This is a genomic window from Mesorhizobium sp. M0991 (assembly GCF_040318915.1).
Taxonomy (GTDB): domain Bacteria; phylum Pseudomonadota; class Alphaproteobacteria; order Rhizobiales; family Rhizobiaceae; genus Mesorhizobium.
Window position 1 is genome coordinate 334,247 of the sequence record NZ_JAMYNE010000004.1, and the last position, 20,765, is coordinate 355,011.

At 61.6% G+C, this 20,765-nt stretch carries 20 protein-coding genes; 11 read left to right on the forward strand and 9 right to left on the reverse strand.

The genetic code is table 11. The features are described from left to right. Positions 1–286: 286 nt before the first annotated feature. Positions 287–1,000 (reverse strand): transcriptional regulator NanR, encoded by a 714-nt coding sequence (locus NKH70_RS09210; protein WP_352713369.1) that lies wholly within the window; start codon positions 998–1,000, stop codon positions 287–289. A 183-nt stretch (positions 1,001–1,183) separates the two neighbouring features. On the opposite strand from NKH70_RS09210, the gene oiaX reads away from it, so the two are divergent. Next, positions 1,184–2,446, forward strand: a complete 1,263-nt coding sequence (gene oiaX / locus NKH70_RS09215) for a 3-oxo-isoapionate-4-phosphate decarboxylase OiaX (protein ID WP_352713366.1) — start codon at positions 1,184–1,186, stop codon at positions 2,444–2,446. Positions 2,447–2,450: 4 nt separating this feature from the next. Next, positions 2,451–3,785: a four-carbon acid sugar kinase family protein gene (locus tag NKH70_RS09220; RefSeq protein ID WP_352912604.1), complete on the forward strand. Its 1,335-nt coding sequence runs from the start codon at positions 2,451–2,453 to the stop codon at positions 3,783–3,785. A gap of 114 nt (positions 3,786–3,899) precedes the next feature. On the opposite strand, the gene NKH70_RS09225 is transcribed toward NKH70_RS09220, so the two are convergent. Beyond that, positions 3,900–4,403 (reverse strand): hypothetical protein, encoded by a 504-nt coding sequence (locus NKH70_RS09225; RefSeq protein WP_352713361.1) that lies wholly within the window; start codon positions 4,401–4,403, stop codon positions 3,900–3,902. A gap of 280 nt (positions 4,404–4,683) precedes the next feature. Here NKH70_RS09225 and NKH70_RS09230 point away from each other — a divergent pair, with 280 nt between their 5' ends. From NKH70_RS09230 to NKH70_RS09240, 3 genes are all read left to right on the forward strand, one after another. Further along, positions 4,684–6,201, forward strand: a complete 1,518-nt coding sequence (locus NKH70_RS09230) for a S10 family peptidase (protein WP_352912603.1) — start codon at positions 4,684–4,686, stop codon at positions 6,199–6,201. A gap of 148 nt (positions 6,202–6,349) precedes the next feature. Beyond that, on the forward strand, positions 6,350–7,792 hold the full coding sequence (locus tag NKH70_RS09235; RefSeq protein ID WP_353015140.1) for a sensor histidine kinase: 1,443 nt from the start codon (positions 6,350–6,352) through the stop codon (positions 7,790–7,792). Beyond that, entirely contained in the window at positions 7,789–8,463 is a 675-nt protein-coding gene (locus NKH70_RS09240; protein ID WP_352713353.1) for a LuxR C-terminal-related transcriptional regulator, read from the forward strand. Before NKH70_RS09235 ends, NKH70_RS09240 begins: the two co-directional genes overlap by 4 nt. A gap of 39 nt (positions 8,464–8,502) precedes the next feature. On the opposite strand, the gene NKH70_RS09245 is transcribed toward NKH70_RS09240, so the two are convergent. After that, entirely contained in the window at positions 8,503–8,970 is a 468-nt protein-coding gene (locus NKH70_RS09245) for a hypothetical protein (protein WP_353025131.1), read from the reverse strand. 903 nt (positions 8,971–9,873) lie between these two features. Here NKH70_RS09245 and NKH70_RS09250 point away from each other — a divergent pair. From NKH70_RS09250 to NKH70_RS09270, 5 genes are all read left to right on the forward strand, one after another. Further along, positions 9,874–10,878, forward strand: coding sequence for a LacI family DNA-binding transcriptional regulator (locus NKH70_RS09250; RefSeq protein ID WP_352912601.1), 1,005 nt, complete (start codon positions 9,874–9,876; stop codon positions 10,876–10,878). A gap of 73 nt (positions 10,879–10,951) precedes the next feature. Further along, a complete protein-coding gene (locus NKH70_RS09255) occupies positions 10,952–12,304 on the forward strand; it encodes an ABC transporter substrate-binding protein (RefSeq protein ID WP_353025133.1) in 1,353 nt (450 codons plus the stop codon). Positions 12,305–12,331: 27 nt separating this feature from the next. Then, the gene (locus NKH70_RS09260) at positions 12,332–13,258 is read left to right on the forward strand and encodes a carbohydrate ABC transporter permease (protein ID WP_352912599.1); all 927 of its coding nucleotides are present in this window, start codon (positions 12,332–12,334) and stop codon (positions 13,256–13,258) included. Continuing rightward, on the forward strand, positions 13,251–14,093 hold the full coding sequence (locus NKH70_RS09265; RefSeq protein WP_352912598.1) for a carbohydrate ABC transporter permease: 843 nt from the start codon (positions 13,251–13,253) through the stop codon (positions 14,091–14,093). Before NKH70_RS09260 ends, NKH70_RS09265 begins: the two co-directional genes overlap by 8 nt. A gap of 24 nt (positions 14,094–14,117) precedes the next feature. After that, entirely contained in the window at positions 14,118–15,314 is a 1,197-nt protein-coding gene (locus NKH70_RS09270; RefSeq protein WP_353025134.1) for a glycoside hydrolase family 172 protein, read from the forward strand. A 76-nt stretch (positions 15,315–15,390) separates the two neighbouring features. Here the strand turns inward: NKH70_RS09270 and NKH70_RS09275 are convergent, their stop codons facing one another. Further along, positions 15,391–15,816 (reverse strand): VOC family protein, encoded by a 426-nt coding sequence (locus tag NKH70_RS09275; protein WP_352912596.1) that lies wholly within the window; start codon positions 15,814–15,816, stop codon positions 15,391–15,393. A 184-nt stretch (positions 15,817–16,000) separates the two neighbouring features. On the opposite strand from NKH70_RS09275, the gene NKH70_RS09280 reads away from it, so the two are divergent. Beyond that, positions 16,001–16,441: a DUF2267 domain-containing protein gene (locus tag NKH70_RS09280; protein WP_353025135.1), complete on the forward strand. Its 441-nt coding sequence runs from the start codon at positions 16,001–16,003 to the stop codon at positions 16,439–16,441. A gap of 233 nt (positions 16,442–16,674) precedes the next feature. On the opposite strand, the gene NKH70_RS09285 is transcribed toward NKH70_RS09280, so the two are convergent. The 5 genes from NKH70_RS09285 to NKH70_RS09305 all read right to left on the reverse strand — a co-directional run bounded on the left by NKH70_RS09285 (position 16,675) and on the right by NKH70_RS09305 (position 20,763). Continuing rightward, complete coding sequence (locus tag NKH70_RS09285; protein ID WP_353025136.1) at positions 16,675–17,757, reverse strand: NAD(P)-binding domain-containing protein; 1,083 nt, start codon at positions 17,755–17,757, stop codon at positions 16,675–16,677. Continuing rightward, positions 17,754–17,918 carry an NAD(P)-binding protein gene (locus tag NKH70_RS09290; RefSeq protein ID WP_352912593.1) on the reverse strand — a complete coding sequence of 55 codons (165 nt, stop codon included), beginning with the start codon at positions 17,916–17,918 and terminating at the stop codon, positions 17,754–17,756. Before NKH70_RS09290 ends, NKH70_RS09285 begins: the two co-directional genes overlap by 4 nt. A gap of 223 nt (positions 17,919–18,141) precedes the next feature. Continuing rightward, positions 18,142–18,954 carry an SDR family NAD(P)-dependent oxidoreductase gene (locus NKH70_RS09295; protein WP_352713345.1) on the reverse strand — a complete coding sequence of 271 codons (813 nt, stop codon included), beginning with the start codon at positions 18,952–18,954 and terminating at the stop codon, positions 18,142–18,144. After that, a complete protein-coding gene (locus tag NKH70_RS09300) occupies positions 18,951–19,952 on the reverse strand; it encodes a sugar phosphate isomerase/epimerase family protein (RefSeq protein ID WP_352466742.1) in 1,002 nt (333 codons plus the stop codon). The genes NKH70_RS09295 and NKH70_RS09300 overlap by 4 nt, the downstream gene beginning before the upstream one ends. A 37-nt stretch (positions 19,953–19,989) precedes the next feature. Then, positions 19,990–20,763 (reverse strand): SDR family NAD(P)-dependent oxidoreductase, encoded by a 774-nt coding sequence (locus NKH70_RS09305; RefSeq protein ID WP_352466743.1) that lies wholly within the window; start codon positions 20,761–20,763, stop codon positions 19,990–19,992. Positions 20,764–20,765: the final 2 nt, after the last annotated feature.

Here is a 20,765-nt window from a genome sequence, read left to right on the forward strand (position 1 = left end):
GTCGACTGGCAAGTTTAGCATAGTCTTTGTCAAAATTGCCAATTCCAGAGCAACCGCGGCGCCTCCAGGATGGCCGCATGCGGGCTGCCGACGACGCCGCCCGCGGAAATCCATGGCTGGGAACTACAAATGCTGAAATCGCTGAATGAAAACACGCGGCAAATACATCGGATTCAGACGGCAATAGAAAACTGCGTCGGTCCGGGCTCAGGCTGATCTGTGGTCAGTCAGTAGGCCGAGAGCACGGTGCCGGCCGCTACGCCGGTCGGGACCTTGCTCTAGATTTTCAGTTTCCGGAGTTCATCACGTAGAGCGCACGCGAGCGTTCGAGGTGCTTGATCATCGCCTTCTCGGCGCCATCCACATCCTTGGCTTCGATGCGTCCGATGATCTCTTCGTGCTCGGTCAGCGTGAACTTTTCCTTGCCGGTCCAGATCAGCATTTCGGTGTGGTATTCCTTTAGCCAGCCAAGCATTGCCTCGCTGACGGCGACATAGATCGGGTTGCCGGATATTGCCGCGATCTGGGTGTGGAATTTCATGTCGGCGGATATGAAGGCTTCCGAGTCGCCACGATGGCTGCGCTGCTCGGCGACCGTTGCCCGCAGCCGCTGCACGTCCTCGGCTGTGGCCTTTTCTGCAGCTTCCTTGACCATGCCGCGCTCGAAGAAGATGCGCGCGTTCTTGAGGTGCTCGAGCGTGTCCTTCGATGACGACAGGATGATCTTGGCTGCGCCGTCGACCTGCTTGATGATCGACTTGGCGGTCAGCTGCAGCACCTTGGCCCGCTCGCCATGCGAGATCGCGACCAGTCCCATATTGCTCAACGCCTGCATCGCCTCGCGGATCGCCGGCCTGCCGACCTCGAAGCGCTCCATCAATTCGCGCTCCGATGGCATGTCGTCACCCGGCAGCAATTCGCCGCTGGTGATCAGGCGCTTCAGTCTCAAGAATACTTCGTCGGAAAGCTTGCGCCGGACGATCGGCTCCGAACGGTTCATCGTCGCGAATCACTCCTTTGACCGGCCTATACCTAGCATTTCCGCCGTGAATCCCGGAACGCCTGTTGCCGGCTCGCCCTTACCTGCCAAGCCGGATAGGGCTTGCAATGCTTATGTACTCATTATACCAGATTTCGAGGGCCAAGGAACCTTTTTCGAACCACCCTGACAGGCCGCGCAAATATGATTGTTCTCACCTATCGCATCGAAACGCCCGGCAATATCGAGGCGCTGGCGGCCAAGATCGCAAGCGACCAGTCGACCGGAACCTTCGTCGCGCTGGCCGGCGAGACCGAAGAACTCAAGGCCAGGGTCGCGGCGCGGGTCCTGGCGATACGGCATCTGCCGGATGCGGATCGGCCGTCTCTTCCCGAAACCTGCCCCGAAGCCAGCAACGGCCCGGTCAAGCGCGCCGACGTCGACATCGCGTTTCCGCTGGACGCCATCGGCACCGACCTGTCGGCGCTGATGACTATCGCCATCGGCGGCACGTTTTCGATCAAGGGCCTGTCCGGCATTCGTGTGGTCGACATGAAGCTACCCGAGGAGTACCGGGGCACGCATCCGGGTCCGCAATTCGGCGTCGCAGGCAGCCGCACGCTGACCGGCGTCGCGGGTCGTCCGATCATCGGGACCATCGTCAAGCCGGCGCTGGGGCTCCGCCCGCACGAGACGGCCGCGATGGTGCAAGAATTGATTGCCGCCGGCGTCGATTTCATCAAGGATGACGAGAAGCTGATGAGCCCGGCCTATTCACCGCTGTCGGAGCGGGTGAGGGCAATCATGCCGCTGATCGTCGACCACGAGCAGAAGACCGGCAAGAAGGTCATGTATGCCTTCGGCATCTCACATGCCGATCCCGACGAGATGATGCGAAACCACGACCTGGTGGCAAAGGCCGGCGGCAATTGCGCGGTGGTCAACATCAATTCGATCGGTTTCGGCGGTATGGCTTACCTCCGAAAACGCTCCAGCCTGGTGCTCCATGCCCACCGCAATGGCTGGGACATTCTCACCCGTCATCCCGGCCTCGGTATGGATTTCAAGGTCTGGCAGCAGTTCTGGCGGCTGCTCGGCGTCGACCAGTTCCAGATCAACGGCATCGCCTCGAAATACTGGGAACCCGACTGGTCCTTTGTCGAATCCTTCAAGGCGGTGACCACGCCGATCTTTTCGCCGGCCGATTGCGCATTGCCGGTCGCCGGCTCCGGCCAGTGGGGCGGGCAGGCGCCTGAAACCTTCCAGCGAACCGGCCGGACGGTCGATCTTCTCTATCTCTGCGGCGGTGGCATCGTCAGCCACCCGGACGGGCCGGGCGCCGGCGTCCGCGCCGTGCAGCAAGCCTGGCAAGCAGCGGTCCAAGACATTCCGTTGGCGGATTATGCCTTGGGCCATGTCGAGCTGGCGCGGTCGATCGAGAAGTTCGGCGGCGGCGAGGCGGCCTGACGCCATGCAAAACCTGCTTCTGAGTTACTATGGCGACGACCTGACCGGCTCCACCGACGTCATGGAGGCGCTCGAGCTCGGCGGCGTGCCGACCGTGCTGTTCATGCGCCGGCCGGACGAGGCGCTGCTTTCGCAATTCGCGCATTGCCGCGCCCTCGGGCTGGCCGGCACCAGCCGCAGTGAGACACCGCTGTGGATGGACACGCATCTGCGAGATGCCTTCGCCTGGCTGAAGACCGTCAACGCCGAGATCTGCCACTACAAGGTCTGCTCGACCTTCGATTCCAGCCCGGCGATCGGCAGCATCGGCCGGGCGATCGAGATCGGCCGCTCGGTTTTCCGGCAAGGCAGCGTGCCGCTGGTGGTCGGCGCGCCGCAGCTGAAGCGCTACACCGCCTTCGGTCATCTCTTCGCTGCCTATCGCGAAAAATATTTCCGCATCGACCGCCATCCCGTGATGAGCCGCCATCCGACCACGCCGATGGACGAATCCGACCTGCTGATCCATCTGTCGCGCCAGACCGACCTCAGGTCTGGGCTGGTCGACCTGGCGACGCTGCAGTCTGCGTCGCGGTCGGAAGCATTCGACCGGCTTGTGGAGAATGGCACAGGTATCGTGCTTGTCGATGTCGATAGCCCGGAAACCCAGGCGCTTGCCGGCAAGGAGATTTGGCGCGCTCGCAAGCCGGGCGGTTATTTCGTCGTCGGCTCTTCGGGCATCGAATATGCCTTGCTGGCCGAATGGGCATCGAACCGGATCGTGGATGCCAAACCCGCCTTTTCGCCGCCGGGCGCTGCCGGCAGGATCGCCGTGGTCTCGGGGAGCTGCTCGCCGACGACGGAACGACAGATCCGGCATGCTCTGGCCGAAGGCTTCGACGGGATCGAGCTCGACCCGGTCGAACTGGTTTCCGAGGCTTCGAACGACGCTATTGCGCGCGCGGTTGCAACCGGCCGCTCCAGCCTACGGGCCGGGCGGAGCGTCATCCTCTACACCGCGCTCGGACCTGCGGCCGACCGCGGTGCTGAAATCGACCTCCGGGAAGGCGCCCGCCATAAGCTCGGCCGCGGCCTTGGCGAGCTTCTCCGCGAACTGACGCTTCAAGAGAAGCTACTGCGCGTGGTCATCGCCGGCGGCGACACGTCGAGCCATGCACTGGGCCAGATGGGCGTCGACGCGCTGACGGTGCGAATGCCGCTGCCGGCATCGCCGGGTTCGCCGCTTTGTGTGGCGCACTCGCGCATCAAGGCGATCGACGGGCTGGAAATTGCCCTCAAGGGCGGGCAGGTCGGAACCGACCGCTATTTCTCCGCTATTCGCGATGGGGTCGGCGGTTGAGAGCGGGGAATATCAGGTCAAATCGGTGATGCTCAATCGAGATCTAGGATAATCATTAGTCGGCAAACCAGAAAACTTCAGGCGTTCAGATCAGCGGCAATGCCACTCATCCCGCTATCTTGTACGGCCTATTGCCCTGCTTGGATGATACTGACGGGCATAGGCGACACAGGCGTCCACCGTGCTGACACAGAGCGCATCGCGGTTGTTCGGCAGGTTGTTGTCGCCGGCGTAGGCAACCTCGGCAACATGACCGTCAACCATTCGAATTTGTGTGTTGCAATAGCCGCCGGGGGCGACGTTGACGGAACCTCCGAGCGCCGGAACGGGGCCAATGGCCACCGTCGGAACCACAATGTTGAGATTGCCACGTTGAACGACGCGCTGATAGGTCCAGATCTGGCCGGATTTGCCGACAGCGGCAGTGGCGGTCGGAAAGCCGGCGCACATTCGAACGTCCGCCTCGCTAAGGCCGACCATCTCCTTGCGGGCTGCCGCCGCCGTGGCGTCCTCCTTCGCAGTGCTCGACGTGTCGTCTGGCATGACGCAGGAAGACAGGATGAAGGCGCTTGCCGATAGAAGGAGAAGGGCAAGCTTTCGGGTGTGGAAAGATGTCATACCAACTTCGGATTGGACGGGAGCCCCGAATGCCAACTTAGGAAGTGGGCCAATCGAGTCAACCGGCACAAAATTCACGAAGTCGTTTGGTCCGCCATTCCGCCGCACGCATCCGCTGCAAGAGGTTGAGGCTGCCGCCGTGACCCTCGCGCCCTATCTTCCGCCTGGGCATCGGATTTCCAAACCCGACCCCTTCTTGTCAGATGTACTGACGCACGGTGCTGTGACTTTGGTTCGGCCGACGGTGTGCTAGTTTCCAGCCAATTGTTCCGGAGACGTCATGCCTATCAAGCTGCAAGAAATCGCCCTCGCTCTTCTGCTGTTGGCTGCCGGCGCCGGGGTCGGTCATGCGGAGACGGCCCAGCGGCCGCCGCCCACGGGCGGGGTTCTCTCGCTCCTGCCACCGCCGCAGACTTCCGATCATTCGATCTCCATTGCCGGACGCACGCTCGATTACGAGGCCAAGGCCGGCACGCTGTCATTGCCGTCCGGCAAAGGCGATATCACCGCCGAGATTTTCTATGTCGCCTATGCTCTGCACCCCGGGAAAGACATGGGACCGGATCCGCGGCGCCCGATCACCTTCGTGTTCAATGGCGGTCCGGGAGCAGCTTCCGCATATCTTCATCTCGGCGCGCTCGGTCCGCGGGTCCTGGCGACTGCGGCCGATGGAAGTTTCCTGCCGCCGCCACAGAGGCTGTTCGATAACCCCGACACTTGGCTTGACATGACGGACCTGGTCTTTGTGGACCCTGTCGGAACCGGTTACAGCCGTGAAGCGCCCGGCACGGAAGCACACAGCTTCTGGGGCGTCAGCCAGGACGCCGCGTCGATAGGCGCGTTTATCCGGCTCTATCTGGCGCAGACGAACCGAACGGCATCGCCTGTCTTCCTGGCTGGCGAGAGCTATGGCGGCTTCCGAGCAGCATTGCTCGCCAGGAAGCTTCAGGAAGACATCGGCATCAGCCCGAGCGGCGTCGTGCTGATTTCGCCGGCGCTCGAATTCACGCTGGTGCGCCCGGACGAGTTCCAGCCGCTCCACTGGGCGCTGGAACTGCCGTCGCTGGCGGCAGTGCGCCTGCACAGCGAAGGCGTTTCCGGCCCGGCTCTGCAGGAGCGGCTGGCCGAAGTCGAACGCTATGCGCTCGGCGATTATCTGGCCGCGCTGGCCGGTGGGCTGGAGCAAGGTGGACGCCTGGCGAGCCAGCGTGTCGCCGCAATCACCGGTCTGCCGCTCGATCTCGTCCAGCGGCACTTTGCACGCATTCCCATAGGGCTCTTCGCCAAGGAGTTTGCACGGGCAAAGGGCAATGTTCTCAGCGCCTATGACGGCAACATCGCTACAGCGGACGTGGCGCCAGAGAGCCTGGGAGTCGAGGGTCCCGATCCGGTGCTCGATCGAAGCGTGCCGGCGCTCACCTCCGCTTTCGTCGGCTATGTGCGTGATGAATTGAACTTCCGTACGGATATCAGCTATCGGCTTCTCAACCGCGAAGTCAGCGGCAATTGGGACTATGGAACGAGCCCGACGCGTCAGGGCTATGCGGGTGTCATGGACGACCTTCAGCAGGCGCGCACGCTGAACCCCAGCCTCGGCGTGCTGATCGTCAACGGCTACAGCGACCTGGTGACACCGTATATGGGCTCGCGCTACCTGCTTGGTCAAATTCCTTCGCTTGCCGGCGCAAAGCCCATTCGCAGCGAGGTGCTGGAGGGCGGGCACATGATGTATCTGAGGCCGGATGGACGGGCGGCACTGAAGCAGGCCGCGTCCGAGCTTTACCGAACGACGCAATGAGACGGTTTGCGCAAAAAAGCGCCGGATGCGCTGTTCGCCCTCTCATCAGGCCCTAGTTCCATCGCGATTGATCGGTTACACACCTAGGATGGCGTCTTTTAGCGACGTTCGACAGCGGATTAGCCGGCTCTCCAGAATCGCGCCACTGGTGCGGCGTGCTGCCGAGCGGGCCATTCGGAATACCAGGCCACACAGGCTGACAAGCCTCGTCGACCGCTGGAATGCGCTGTCGCTGGCCACGCAGTTCCTGCTCGCGGGCGGTCTATTCTCCCTGTCGGCCATGGTGGTGGTCGGGATTTCAGTCACGAGCCACATAGAAGCCGTGGTCACGCAGAATTCGGCTTCCGCTACGGCTCTTTACGTGGACAGCGTTATCGCGCCGCTGCTTCCGGATATGCGCAAGAGCGAAGTCCTCGACGAGAGCGTCGCCCACGCGCTCGATGAAACGCTGGGACAAGGGGCACTCGGCACAAGGCTCGAATCGTTCAAGCTCTGGCGTCGCGACGGAACCATCCTGTATTCGACCGACAAGACATTGATGGGCAAGCGCTTTGAACCCAGCGACAATCTCCGGGCAGCATTCGCAGGCCAAATGGTTTCGGAGTTCGACAAGCTCGACGATCCGGACAGCGAGGCCGAAAGAGCCAGCGGCTTGCATCTCCTCGAGATCTACAATCCGGTGCTGCAGCCATGGTCGGGGGAAGTGGTAGCCGTTTCGGAATTCTACGAGGTCGCCACTGATTTTGAAAGAAACCTGCATCAGGCACTCATTCGAACCTGGCTGGACGTTGCCGCCGTCACAGCGGCCTTCTTTCTCGGACTGTCGGCAATCGTGTTCCGTGGCAGCCGCACGATCAGTTCGCAGAGCCGCTCGTTGAAGCAGCGCATTGCCGAGCTTTCCGATCTGCTTGCTCAAAACAGACTGTTGAGGCTGCGGGTGCAGCGTGCCTCGCAGCGTGCCACCGCAGTTAACGAACGCTATCTCAGGCGCATCGGTGCGGACTTGCACGATGGCCCCGCGCAACTGGTTGCTCTCGCGGCGCTGGGGATCGACAGCCCCGTCATTGGCGATCCCGCTACGACGCAATCGAAGCGTGCACAGGAATTGCTGGCCATCAAAGCACATCTGGACAATGCCATGCGCGAGATCAGGAGCATCAGCAAGGGCCTTGTCCTGCCGCATATCGAGCATGCCGAACTGGGTGAGATTCTCCAGCTTGCCGTACAGGCGCACGAAGAACGAACCGGCGTCAAAGTGAGATTATCGATGACCGGCGGCCATACGCCGTTGTCGCCAGCGGCCAAGATCTGCATCTTCCGCTTCGTCCAGGAGGCGCTGAACAATGGATTCCGCCATGCCGGAGGTGAAGGTCAGTCGGTCGAGAAACATTTCGACGGCGAGCGCGTTTGTATCGAAGTGTCCGACGCCGGCGCTGGGTTTGACCCGCAAATCGTGCGTCCCGAGAGGCTGGGACTCGTTGGGCTGCGCGAGCGGGTGGAAAGCCTCGGGGGCCAGTTTACCGTGACTTCCTCACAGAGTGGCACAGTCGTAAGAATGGCCCTCAACATCGTTGAAATGGGGCAGACATGACAGTAGCCATCAAACTCGCCATCGTCGACGACCACCCGCTGTTCAGGGAAGGCGTTGTGCGCACGCTCGATCAGATCGGCGGGTTCGAGATCGTCGGTGAAGGAAGCAGCAGAGACGATGCCCTGCGGATAATCGAAGACCAGCGGCCCGACATTCTGCTGATGGACATCTCGGTTCCTGGAGGTGGCCTTGGCGTGATCGGACCGGCCCTGGAGCGGCATCCGGCACTGAAAATTGTGATGCTGACCGTTTCGGAAGAAAACCAGCACGTGATGACCGCGTTGCAGAGCGGGGCGAGGGGCTATGTTCTGAAGGGGGTCGGGTCGAGGACGTTGGCTGCGATCCTGCGCACGGTAGCGTCGGGCGAACGATATGTCTGTCCACAATTGTCGGCGCGCCTGTTGGCCGATCTGTCGGCTCAATCAAATGAGCCGGCGAAAGCTGACGGACTTGCCGAACTCACCAGCCGCGAAAGGGAGATCCTGACGCTGGTGGCCGCGGGACTGAGCAACAAGCGGATCGGGCTTCGGCTGAACCTGCATGAGAAAACGATAAAGCACCACATGACGCGAATCCTGGCCAAGCTCAACGTCAGCAACAGGACCGAAGCCGCGATGACCTTGCGCGACGCGACTGAGCGCCGGCATCCGCCTGTTCGCGATCATGCTTGAGCCGAAATTGCCGCACGGCGCGGCTATGTGAACTGGCCCTCAGTTGATCATTTCAAGCAACCTGTCCCGATCGGAACGCGTCGCCAGGCGCCGAATGATGGTGCGGCCCTTGGCATCTCGCATTTCATATTGGCCGCTATCAATGCGCTCGCTGAGGCCGTTCGAATGCACCACGCCAATGCTCGGCCCGCTCACCTCGACCCGGTCTCCCGTGGTTGCATTGATGAAGAGTTTCGGCTTGCTGTCGGGGTTTGCCGCAGGGGCCAGATCAGGGGGATTGTCCTCCTGCGACTTTGCTTTGTCCTTGCCCGGATTGCTATTCGAGTTTGAGTTGCCAGAGTTTCCACCTGGATTGCCGGAATTGCCGTTCCCGTTCCCGTTCCCATTGCCATTTCCGTCCCCGCTACCACTACCACCATCTTTGGCCCAGGCAGTTTGCGGGCCGAGCGTCGGCGACGGTCCGTCGAACATGACGCGATAGGGGCTCACGACGAGAATGAAGGTCAACACGACTACAGAAATGCCGACACGACGTCCTCGTGAAGATCCGGTCCTTCGTCTCCGGGTCGTCATCAGTGAACTTGCCAGTCGCATGTCGGAAATGCCCTTAACCATACGGCTCTGTCGTACTGCCTCCTGTTCGAATTCGTGTGACGCTTAAAACAATGGTTTGCATCCGGGACGTCAAGACCCACCAGTTCCACGATGGTAACTGGTGGGTCTCGCTAGCGCAGGAAGGGACTATTTACTGCGCAAGTTTTTTGCCTTCCTTTGGTTGCGTCTCTCGGCGAAAGCGCCGACTTCCCACCATCAGCCAACTATGAATCCAATTGCCGTGATCCCGAAACACAGGCCAAATAACGGAAAAAGCAGCCAACGTGCCTGGTGAACGCTCGGGTCCATAGCGGCCTCCTGTAACAGTCGGCATCGCAACGGGGCCATCGGAACTCGGTTCCTGAAACTGTCGCCTTTCGGGCTTTTGCGATAGCAGCCTCGGACCAAAGTTTGGCCGTGCAGGTCCTTGGTCGACAGTCTTACAGACTGAAGTCCAATACCAGGAGCAATGGACCCCGCCCTGCGTTCGGCGCCCTTTGTATCCACCTGGCGGCTGCGATCCACCGCTTCCTTCGAATGCTTTGCGTTCCTGGCACTATGGCAACAGCGACGTTGGTCCACTGCTATGTCGTTGAAACGTCACCAATACAGACCCACATCTAAGCTGCGTCGGATGTCTCCTCCCATTGCGTCCGGCGTGTTCCCCTCTCGAGGTTATAGACCTTCACGCTTGGCCGGGCTCAACAGTCCGGCCTTTTCTTTTGGCATTTGTGCAATCCGCCTGATGGCCCTAATTTGCGAGACGCCGGAAAAAATCGATTTGCAAATGCATTCATGTACTCATAATCTGTCACCATGAGCACGATTTCCAAAGTTGCCACGCGAGCGGGCGTGTCGCGCACGACTGTGTCGCATGTCATCAACCATGCCGACCGGGTGTCGAAATCGCTGCGTGAACGTGTGCAAGCGGCGATCGACGAACTCGGTTACACGCCGAACCCGCAGGCGCAAAGTCTGCGCACCGGCCGCACCAACATCATCGCGATGCTGATCCCGGACATCCGCAACCCGTTCTATCCGGAGCTGGTGAAAACGGCGCAGTCGACGCTCGAACTGGTCGGCCTCGACATGCTGATCTTCAACACCGACGTGCCGGGCGGACATTCACAGGATCACGGCCGCGAATATTTACGCCAGATCGGGCGCAAGCGGGTCGACGGCGTCATCGTTGCCGACTTCGCGCTGCACGGCATGCACAGCGAACTGCTCAGCCTCGATGTGCCCGCCGTCTTCATCGGCCATCTGCCGAACCATGCTGTCGACAGCGTCCAGCTGGACGATTTCGGCGGCGGCTATCTGATGGGCGAGTATCTGGCGAAGAGGGGCCATCGCCGCGTCGCCCATGTCACCGGGCCTTCCTTTTTCAAGGAAGCGATGGCGCGCGCCGCCGGCTTCGAAAAAGGGCTCGCCGACAATGGCGTGCCAATCGCCGCCGATCTGCGGTTCGAGGGAAGCTATCTTGCTCCGTCCGGACGGGAAGCCGTTACCTGGCTTAAGGAGAAGCACGGCGGAAACCTGCCGTCGGCGATGTTCTTCGCCAATTATCTGATGGCCTCCGGTGCGCTGACCGAATTCTACGACCATGGGATCAATATCCCTCAGGATATCGCCATCGCAGTCTTCGATGACCTGCCTCAACTGGAATATGTCAGGCCGAAGCTGACCCGTGTCGGCAACAGTCCGACAATGCTTGCCAAGCGCGCCACGGAAATGCTGCTCGAACGGCTGGGTGGCAAAGTCGAGGGCGCGCCGCGCACCGAAGTGATCCCATGCGCATTGAGCCCATTCGACAGCGCGTGACGGCAGATGCCGGCAATGGGAACGGAGGTCCCTTCGCCAACGTTCGACCGAACAACATCAAAGGGAGGAATTGATGACTGACAAAACGACCCGCGGCCGGCCATTGGCCAGCCTGAACCGCCGTCGGCTGATCCAGGCCGGCGCTACTTTCGCCGCCGGCCTCACAGGCTTCCCGTTCATCAACAGGATGGCCGTGCGCGCTCAGGAAGCGCCGCTGAAATTCTGGCAATTCTATGCGCCTGGTGGAGACGTGAAGCCGCAGGTCCAGTGGTTCGAGAAGCTGGTGGCCGACTGGAACGACGCCCACGACCAGAAGGTCGAGCTCGAGTATGTCGTCAACAGCGAATACATCTCCGGTTCCAAGCTGGCAACGGCCTTCGCGTCGGGCGAGGGCCCCGACATCTTCCTCATCAGCCCCGGCGATTTCCTGCGTTATTACAATGGCGGCGTATTGGCCGACCTGACGCCGCATATCGAGGATGCCGCCAAAGCCGATTTCCCGGAAAGCGTCATCGCCAACCGCATGGTGGACGGCAAGATCTACGGTGTGCCGATGGAGGTCGAGCCGATGGCCTTCTACTATTCGGTCAAAGCGTTCGAGGATGCAAAACTCAACGAGAACGACGTGCCGAAGACCTGGGACGAGCTGTTGGCGGTCGCCAAAAAGCTGACGACGCCCAGCCGCTACGGCGTGCTGTTCGAAACGACGCCCGGCTATTACCAGAACTTCACCTGGTATCCGTTCCTGTGGCAGGGCGGCGGCGAGTTCCAGGATAAGAACGGCAAGAACGCCTTCGATTCGCCGGCCACCGTCCAGGCGCTGAAACTCTGGCAGGATGCCATCAACGCCGGCGTGGCGCCGCGTCAAGTGGTCGGCGGCGGCTTCGACATAGTCGCCAATCTCGGGGCAGGGCTGTGCGCCATGCAGAACTGCGGCATCTGGGGCATTTCGGCGATGGACAACAACGCCAAGGACGTGCCCTACGGCATCTTCAAATTGCCGACACCGGCCAATGGCAAATACGTCACCGTCGGCGGTGGGTGGGCCTTTGTCGCCAATGCCGGAGGCAAGAACCCGGATGCTTCCGCCCAGTTCTGCGCCTGGGCGCTGGCCTCGATGGATCAGGCCTCGATCGACCGGGTCGTCAACTGGTGCACGGTCGCCAAGAGCGACATGCCGCCGCGCAACAGCGCGCTGAAGGCCGGCGCCGATGTCTTCAGCACCGGCAAGTTCGGCACATTCGCCAAAGAGATCCACCCGGGAACGCGCGCCGAACCGCGGGTTCCGCCTGAGGCCTACAAGATCATCTCCGATGCCATCCAGTCGGCACAGCTTGGCGGCGTCGATGCCCAGCAGGCGGCGACGGCGGCCAGTCAGCAACTCGATGCGTTCCTCGCCTCCTATTCCGGCGCGCCGATCCTTTAGGCGCTTTCCAACATGCATGTGGACCAGATGGAACCGCCAGCCGCGAGCACCAAATCCGCTCGCGGCCTTACCGCCAAGCAAAGGGAACTCTGCGCCGCATGGCTGTTCGTCCTGCCCGATGCGCTCGGCCTGCTGGTGTTCGTCGGCGTGCCGATGCTGCTTTCGCTCGCCGTCGGGTTCTTCGAAGTCAACGGCTTCGGCGGCTATAGATTCGTCGGGCTCGGCAATTATCGGCGCATGTGGAGCGATCCGCTGTTCTGGTCATCCGTGAAGGTGACCGTGGCCTATGCCGTCATGCTTGTGCCGGCGCTCTACGCCGCCGGGCTGGGGCTGGCGCTTCTGGTACAGAAGACCAACCGCTTCAACGCGGTCATGCGCTCGATGTTCTTTGCGCCACAGATGGTCAGCCTCGTCGTGGTGGCCCTCGTGTGGCAGCTCATGCTGGTCGAAAAGGTCGGCATCGTCAGCCGGCTGGCGCCGCTCGTCGGCCTCGGCGGAATTTCGCTGCTCGGTGATCCAAATCTGGCGCTGTTCACGCTGGTCGTGGTCAGCGTCTGGTTCCTGATGGGCTTCTACATGCTGATCTTCCTCGGCGGGCTCCAGGACATCCCGGCAGAGTACTACGAAGCCGCAAAGATCGACGGCGCCGGGCCGGTGACAAGCTTCTGGTACATTACCTTGCCCTTGCTCAAGCCGACCAGCTTCTTCGTCCTCCTGGTCTCGCTGGTCGCGGCTGTCGCCGGCGGCCAGGTCTTCGACCTGATCTATGTGATGACCAAGGGCGGGCCGGTCAATTCGACCTCGGTGCTGATCATCTACATCTACAAGCAAGCGTTCCAGTTCGGCGCCTTCGGCTATGCATCGGCAATGGCATCGCTGCTGGTGCTGGCGCTGATGCTGGTCACGGTCTTCTTCTTCCTGCTGACGCGTGGCGGACGTTTCGAGCATGACTGACAGCCGAACTCCTTCCGCGCGTTCGCAGATACAAGCGGCGAGGCTTGCCTGGATGCTGGCGACCGCGGCGCTTGGCCTGATGACGGTGTTCCCGCTGGTCTGGATGCTGGTCATCTCGCTCAAGCCGGCGAGCGACGTCTTCACGCCGAGCCTCATTCCGGAACGGCCGACGCTCGGCAATTTCCTCTACGTGCTGACCGAGGTGCCGTTCCTGCGCTATCTCTTCAATTCGTTCTTCGTGTCGGCGACGGTAACGGTCGCTGCGCTGTTCTTTCATTCGATGGCCGGCTATTCGCTCGCACGGCTGCATTTTCCGGGCCGCGACATCCTGTTCCTCGCCATGTTCTCGACCTTCCTGGTGTCGCTGCCGGTAATCATCGTGCCGCTGTTCATTTTGACGCGGACGCTGCACATGCTGGACAGCTATGCCGGGCTGATCATTCCGGCGATCTTCAACGCGTTCGGCATCTTTCTGCTCAGGCAATACTACCTGTCGCTGCCGAGGGAGTTGGAAGAAGCGGCGATCATGGATGGCGCTGGCTACTGGCGCATCTATTGGAGCATCATCCTGCCGCTCAGTCGGCCGATTCTGTCGGCGTTGGCGATCCTGTTTTTCCTCGCCAACTGGAACGCTTTCCTGTGGCCGTTGACGATCACATCGGACCTCAACCTCTGGGTGGTGCAGGTAGCCATTGCAAACTTCAAGAGCCAGTACGCCGCCGCCTGGAATTACGTCATGGCCGCCTCGACCATCGTCGCCGTGCCGATGCTGGTCCTCTTCGTGATCTTCCAGCGCCAGATCATGGAATCCATCAAGACAAGCGGCCTGAAATAACCGCTGAAGCAAGAGGAGAAACACATGGATAATGCCGGCCTGTCGCCGCTTCGCGGGCTCGCCAAATTGCGCGACGCCAAAACCCGCCGGTTCTCAAGCTACGACCGCACCGGCGGCAATGACGACCGGCTGCATATTGAACCTGGCCAGACGGTGGTGATTGCCGAGCATAATGGTGCCGGCATCGTCACGCATATCTGGGCGACGCTCGCATGCAAGAGCGAGGACTTCCTGCGCAAGATCGTATTGCGCGCGTATTGGGATAGTGAGCAACATCCGAGCATAGAAACGCCGATCGGCGATTTCTTCGGCATGGGCCAAGCCCGCACCCGCAATTTTGCCAGCCTGCCGGTCCAGGCAAGCCCAGAGGACGGCAAGGCCTTCAACTGCTATTTTCCGATGCCGTTTGCCAGCCATATGCGGTTCACCGTAACCAATGAAGCCGATGACGACCTGCTTTTCTATTATTATGTCGATCTCGAACTGCACGAAAAACTGGAGGAAGGCCTGGGCCGCTTCCACGCCCAGTACAGGCAGCAACGACCTGATGGCATCGACGAAGCGGGGCTGGCCAACGAGCAGTTCCTATTTGGCGGCGAAAATATCGACGGGAACGGCAACTACACCATCCTCGAGGCGGAAGGTCACGGCCACTATGTCGGCGTGCTCTATTCCGTCTATTCGCGCCGCCGCTCCGCTCTGTGGGACTGGTACGGCGAGGGCGACGACATGATCTTCGTCGACGGCGAGCCGGGCATTTCCGTGCCGGATACGGTGCGTAAGCCCGATCCGCGTATCGGACTGAAGGCCGGACTGATCGGAGATCGTGGCGAGACCAGCCCCGGCGCCAATGATGCCTGGCCGCCGACCCTGCACGGCACCGGCACCGAGGATTATTTCAATACGGCATGGTGCCCGACACAAGATTACAGCGCGCCCTATCACGGCATCATCGCTGCCGGCGGGCCGAACTGGACCGAGCCGGTTACGCTCTATCGCTGGCACATAGAAGACCCGGTCATCTTCCACAAACGCATCCGGGTGACCATAGAGCACGGTCACGCCAATCGCCGCTCGGACGACATCTCGTCGGTCGCCTTTTGGTATCAGGCCGAACCGCACAAGCCGTTCGAAGCGCTTGCCGATGTCGAGGACCGCATCCCCACCTTTCGCGCGCCTTATCATAATTGGAAGGCTGCCTTCGACGAGAAGAGGCGTTAGGCCGGCGTGCGTTCGAATTGAGCCGTGCATCCCGCGCTATCTGCGTCGGGGCATCACCCTGCCGTAGCGCGCCGCCTCAGCTGCGAGGTGGAAGTTGCTGGACAGACCAGGTGTTGCCGTCGGGATCCTCAAAGAAGACAAATCTGCCCCACGGAAAATCCTTGATATCGCTGACCTCGATACCTTGAGCGGCCAGGTACCGGTGTGCCTCATCGATATCGGGCACGACCAGTTGCAGGCCCTTTATGGATCCCGGGGGGCTGTCGACGAGGCCCTTGCCCATGGCAATCGAACAGGCCGAACCGGGCGGCGTCAATTGCACGAAACGTATCTCGTCACTTACGGTGTGGTCGTGATCGAGATGAAAGCCGACCTTGCCAACATAAAAGGCGATTGCTCTATCGACGTCCGATACGGGGACCGGGACTAGTTCCAGCTTCCAATCCATGACAGCCCTTTCGCAGCTTGATTGCCAAGTGGTGCCGAACACCGTGGGCGACATCCCGCCATCTCCCCAATGCCATTGTCGGCGCGGGCCGCTCAGTCAGTCAAGAGATATCCGGGTTCGGTCGGAGACTTCAAGGCCGGGTCGGCCAAAGCTCCCCACGCCAGGCGATTTTCACAGGACCACGAAACAATTGTCTCCGGTCGCCGTTTTGCCCGCAGAACCTTTCGAGGAGGCGACGATGAGCGCAACCGGCTTGGACGTTTTTGACAAAACGCTGCAAATAACAAACATCTGGCTTGACGAGGTCATGGCAGATCTTGGTCCGGATCGACACATCGCCTGGCATGCATTGGGCGCCGTTCTGCGAACCCTTCGTGACAGGCTACAGATCGGACTGGCGGCCAAATTGGGAGCGGAACTGCCGCTGCTCGTGCGCGGCGCCTACTATGATCGCTATCGGCCCGCCGACATGCCCGACAAGACACGCTCGCTCGAGGAGTTCCTGCAACACATCGCCGATGAATTGAAATCGACCCGTCCTGTCGATCCAGAGGATGCGGCCCGCTCGGTGCTGCGTGTGCTTGCACGGCATATCGACCTTGGCCAGTCGGCAAAGGTGCGGGATGCGCTGCCAAAGGAAATCCAGGTCCTCTGGCCTGAAAGCATGGGGGTCAAATAGCGGCTAAAGTCAGAGGTTAGTGGAGTGCACCGGACCGGACTGCGCCACGCTCAAGGGCGAAGTTCTCAGCCGGTATGGACGGTCGCGGCTTAACCTGGAAAGATTGTGAAAACGCCATCGACGCGGATTACCTGTCCGTTGATGAAGGCGCGCGCGGACCGGCGAGGAAGGCCAACGCTTCGGCGATCTCTTCAGGCTCCGCATACCGGTTCAGACCGACGGTGTCCAGGTCGTCACGAACGCCGCACGATGTGTTCGACAAGGCGGGGCGCCTCCTCGGCGACTGCCAATATTGTGCCTGACTTGCGTGTGGAGGCGAAGTCCAACCCGGCGAAGTAAATGCCTGGCAGGGCGGCCACGCCATCCTCGTGTTCAGGCTGTCCTTCCGGGTCGAGCAGACCGGAAAGCCTCACCCAACTGAAATCACCCTTGAAGCCGGTGCACCACACCACGGTCGTGATGCCGGACCCGGCGAGATCAAGCGAAACGATAGCCGGGTCCGGCCGATGCGCTGTGACGGTATCCGCTGGATCCGGCTCCGACACGGGAGCATCGATTCCAGAGCGGCTGATGTATTCGTCGATATAGCGTTTAACGTTTGCGGAGGCTTCATCCGCAAAACGAATATGCTCTTCGAGATCGTCGGCGAATGACAGACGGCCGTCGTCCTCGACGCCCGCGAGTCGCCCTAGCAGCACGATGCCTCGGGCGCCGAGCGCTTGCAGGCTTATCGTGTGTTCCACCCCAAGCAGACCACGAGGTGGAATGCGCCCCGCAAGTCGAATGATCTCGTCTCGACGCACGTCGAGAAACCCGCTTTCGACGAGCCAGATCATGATGTCGCGACCTCGGTAGCGCCGCGAGAGCCGCCCGACGCGGCTGGTGGCAAGGAAGACCGTTCGGCCTGCTTCTGCCAGTTCCTCCGCGATCTGGACACCAGACTGGCCGCTTCCGACCACCAGCACCGCTCCAGCCGGGAGATCGGCGGCGCTGCGGTAATCAGAAGCATCGATTTGGCGCAGGCCCGGCGGCAAGGCAGCGGCGAAAACTGGCCGCACCGGACAATTCAAGTCACCGCTTGCGATCACCACGTTGCGTGCCAAAACTGTGCCGCGCGAGGTGGTCAACCGATAGACGCCATTCCCGTGCCCACCGGATAGCTCGGTCACAACAGTGTCCGGTTCGACCGGTAGTTCATTTCGCCTGGCGAAATCATCAAGCAGGGCGACGAACTGGTCGCGCGTCAGGGCACCGAACGGATCTGAACCGTCATAGAAGTCGCCTGGCATGACGGTCTGAACGTTGGGGGTATTCATCCGGAAAGAATCCCACGCTGGGTGCGCCAGGTCTCTCCGATGCGGCCTCGCTCCAATACGGCATGGCGCAAGCCTTGCGGTGCCAGCGAATAGCTGACGCCCAGGCCGGCCCAACCGGCCCCGACCACCACCGCATCAACGATGTTGGCGTCATCCGTCATTTGCCGCGGATCCGGGTGCTAGCGCCGGAGCAGCGCTTCGAGGCGGCACCAACGCCATCAGCGTAACGCCTTGGCCGGCGAACAACCGCCAAACAGCACCCGATGCTGCCTGAACCCATCCCCGCGATCTGCATGGTTTCGCCCCCGACGCGAGGGCACGATAACAGCTTTATCGGGTCACGGCACAACCAAATACTCATCCGAAACCGGCAACGGTCGCAGCTTAACCTGGAAAGAGTGTGAAGCCGCCGTCGACGCGGATTACCTGTCCGTTGATGAAGCGCGCGCGCGGACCGGCGAGGAAGGCCACCGCTTCGGCGATCTCTTCAGGCTCCGCATACCGGTTCAGCGATTTCTTGCTCGAATCCATGCGCTGCGGATCGACCACGCGGCTCGCCTGGAACCGTGCCGTCTTGGTGGCGCCAGGGCTCACCGCATTGACGCGTACGCCATCGTCGATCAGTTCCTTGGCGAGGCAGCGCGTATAATGGACGACAGCTGCCTTGAGCGTCGAGTAGACCACTTCGGGCGAGCATCCGATATGCGCTGCCGCCGAGGCGATGTTGATCACCGAGCCCGAGCCGCGCTTGACCATAGGCGGAACGAACGCCTGGCAGACCAACATCGTGCCGATAAGGTTGTTCTCGGTTAGAACCTTGATGTCTTCGTAGTCGATGTCGAGCGCGTTGTTGGGACTGGGCTTTACGCCCTTGGCGCCGATGTCGCCGCCGGCGCAGTTGACCAGTACGTGCACGTCGCCGAGATCCGCCTCGATCTTCCTCCTCATTTCGGCGACGGCCTGCTTGTCGCCGATGTTGCCGGTGACCGCGGTGATGCGCGTCCCATGCTTCTCCAAGCCCCTGGCAGAGTCGCCGAGGTCCGCGAATTCGCCATATTGAGATGGCCGGGTCCAATCGAGGTCGTGGACCGCGACGTTTGCGCCAAGTTCGGCCAAGCGGTCGGCCATCACGCGGCCGAGGCCGCGTCCCGAGCCGGTCACGAAGGCGGTCAGGCCGCTGAGTTCTCGGGCAGTCATGCTGATTTCTCCTTTGCAATGAAATCGAACTTCATCATGTTGGCGGCGCTGCGCCGGATCATGTCGAGCTCGTACGAAACGAGCGCACCGTCATCATCGCGCTCCCATGGCGTGCGGTAGTCGGCGTCGTCCGCAAGGCGGTTCAGGCGCGCAGCACTCAGGCAGGCCGCGAATTCGCGGGCGGTCTTCGGCGCATATCCGTTCCACCAGTCGTCGGTGAGACAGCGAACGTGACGGGCCTCCAGCGCGCCGGGCTCAAGCACCGCCGTCAGCGTGTCGTGGTGCTCGCCAAGGATGGCTGCCAGTTCGGCGAATGGCACGGCGCCGTCGCCGATCGCGCAGCGGACCAGGCGGTAGCCCTCATCCGTGAACTGGACGCGATAATCCTTGAGGTGAACGTGGCGGACATGGGGCGCGATCCGGCGCGTGAAGGCAAGCGGCGCCTCGCCGACAGGAAAGGTGTTGCCGGTGTCGTAGGTGATGCCGACACCCGGCCCGCCGAGTTCGCAGAACGCAACCAGTTCGTCGCTGCCGAAGTCCTGATGGTTCTCGATGCCGAGCACGCGGCCCTCCGCCGCCGCACGCGGCCCCCATTCCGTCAAGGCAGCGCGAATCGTTGCGTTGAATTCGCTCCATTTCCGGCCCCACGCATTGCGGTCGCCGCACAGGACGGGCGTCAGTGCGATACGGATCGTTGTTGCCTCGAGCAGGCGCGCAGCCCGAAAGGCGTTGTCCAGTGGACCTGCCACGAGCAGTCCGCCGCTCACCACCGGGACGATGTCCAGCGCGGCAAGACGCCTGCGCAGCGCGACGATTTCGGCGTCCGTTAGTTCGGTCAACCAGGGTTCGTAGATCTCGAGCGTGCGTGCGCCCAGTTCCTGCGCCAGTGCTATGAAGCCTTCCAGCCCCGCGCCGTCCGGATTGTGCCGCGGCGTGCCGCGGCCCTGCAGTCCGAGATGGTAGGTCAGTCCGTAGGGGTTGAGGCCGAGACGAAGCATCAGCTTGGCGGTTCCAATGGAGAGCGGAGAGGCGTCACTAGCGCAGACCGGCATCGACGGTTATGGACTGTTTGGTGATCATGCGGCTGTCGTCGGCCGCAAGGAAGAGCACTGTCCGTGCAATCTCCTCGCCCAGCAGGACGCGGCGGATCAGTTGCCGCTGCACCGTCTGGTCGACTGCCTCCTGCGTCTTGAACCACAGCTCGCGCTGCCGCTCGGTCATGACGGCGCCGGGTTCGACTGCATTGACGCGGATGTTGTCCGGTCCGAACGACCGCGCCAACGCACGCGTCAGCGCCACCACAGCCCCCTTTGCGGTGGCATAGGCCACCATCTGGTCCGCTCCGAACCGCCAGGCGATGGAAGAGAAATTTATGATCGAGCCGAAGCCGAGTTCCTTCATATGCGGATGCACTGCCTGGGCGGCGAAGAAGTGATGCCGGAGATTGACGTCGAAGCTGCGGTCCCAATATTCCGCCGTTACCGCGTCTATGGGATGGCGCTGATCATTGGCAGCGTTATTCACCAGGACCGCGACCGGACCAAGCCGCGCGCGCACGCCTTCTACCGACGCCTTTAGCGCATCGACGTCGGTTACATCGCAATGGAGGTACAAGGGAGCCTGCCCGGCGGCACCACCGAGCTCGCGCACCAACGCCTCCGCTGGCTCATCCTGCACATCGAGAAAGGCTACCCGGGCGCTATTCGAGGCGAAGGCGCGGACCATATCGGCGCCGATGCCGGAGGCGCCGCCGGAGATCAGCACGACCCGATCGGTCAAGCTCGGATAAGTCGCGAATTGTACGGACATCG

What these genes read in the sequence shown, in the direction of transcription:
- oiaX (WP_352713366.1), top strand. Translation starts at nt 1,184, where the DNA reads ATGATTGTTCTCACCTATCGCATCGAAACGCCCGGCAATATCGAGGCG.
- NKH70_RS09265 (WP_352912598.1), top strand. Translation starts at nt 13,251, where the DNA reads ATGACTGACAGCCGAACTCCTTCCGCGCGTTCGCAGATACAAGCGGCG.
- NKH70_RS09250 (WP_352912601.1), top strand. Translation starts at nt 9,874, where the DNA reads ATGAGCACGATTTCCAAAGTTGCCACGCGAGCGGGCGTGTCGCGCACG.
- NKH70_RS09280 (WP_353025135.1), top strand. Translation starts at nt 16,001, where the DNA reads ATGAGCGCAACCGGCTTGGACGTTTTTGACAAAACGCTGCAAATAACA.
- NKH70_RS09240 (WP_352713353.1), top strand. Translation starts at nt 7,789, where the DNA reads ATGACAGTAGCCATCAAACTCGCCATCGTCGACGACCACCCGCTGTTC.
- NKH70_RS09230 (WP_352912603.1), top strand. Translation starts at nt 4,684, where the DNA reads ATGCCTATCAAGCTGCAAGAAATCGCCCTCGCTCTTCTGCTGTTGGCT.
- NKH70_RS09225 (WP_352713361.1), bottom strand. Translation starts at nt 4,403, where the DNA reads ATGACATCTTTCCACACCCGAAAGCTTGCCCTTCTCCTTCTATCGGCA.
- NKH70_RS09300 (WP_352466742.1), bottom strand. Translation starts at nt 19,952, where the DNA reads ATGCTTCGTCTCGGCCTCAACCCCTACGGACTGACCTACCATCTCGGA.
- NKH70_RS09270 (WP_353025134.1), top strand. Translation starts at nt 14,118, where the DNA reads ATGGATAATGCCGGCCTGTCGCCGCTTCGCGGGCTCGCCAAATTGCGC.
- NKH70_RS09290 (WP_352912593.1), bottom strand. Translation starts at nt 17,918, where the DNA reads ATGACGGATGACGCCAACATCGTTGATGCGGTGGTGGTCGGGGCCGGT.
- NKH70_RS09220 (WP_352912604.1), top strand. Translation starts at nt 2,451, where the DNA reads ATGCAAAACCTGCTTCTGAGTTACTATGGCGACGACCTGACCGGCTCC.
- NKH70_RS09210 (WP_352713369.1), bottom strand. Translation starts at nt 1,000, where the DNA reads ATGAACCGTTCGGAGCCGATCGTCCGGCGCAAGCTTTCCGACGAAGTA.
- NKH70_RS09285 (WP_353025136.1), bottom strand. Translation starts at nt 17,757, where the DNA reads ATGAATACCCCCAACGTTCAGACCGTCATGCCAGGCGACTTCTATGAC.
- NKH70_RS09275 (WP_352912596.1), bottom strand. Translation starts at nt 15,816, where the DNA reads ATGTCGCCCACGGTGTTCGGCACCACTTGGCAATCAAGCTGCGAAAGG.
- NKH70_RS09305 (WP_352466743.1), bottom strand. Translation starts at nt 20,763, where the DNA reads ATGTCCGTACAATTCGCGACTTATCCGAGCTTGACCGATCGGGTCGTG.
- NKH70_RS09295 (WP_352713345.1), bottom strand. Translation starts at nt 18,954, where the DNA reads ATGACTGCCCGAGAACTCAGCGGCCTGACCGCCTTCGTGACCGGCTCG.
- NKH70_RS09260 (WP_352912599.1), top strand. Translation starts at nt 12,332, where the DNA reads ATGGAACCGCCAGCCGCGAGCACCAAATCCGCTCGCGGCCTTACCGCC.
- NKH70_RS09255 (WP_353025133.1), top strand. Translation starts at nt 10,952, where the DNA reads ATGACTGACAAAACGACCCGCGGCCGGCCATTGGCCAGCCTGAACCGC.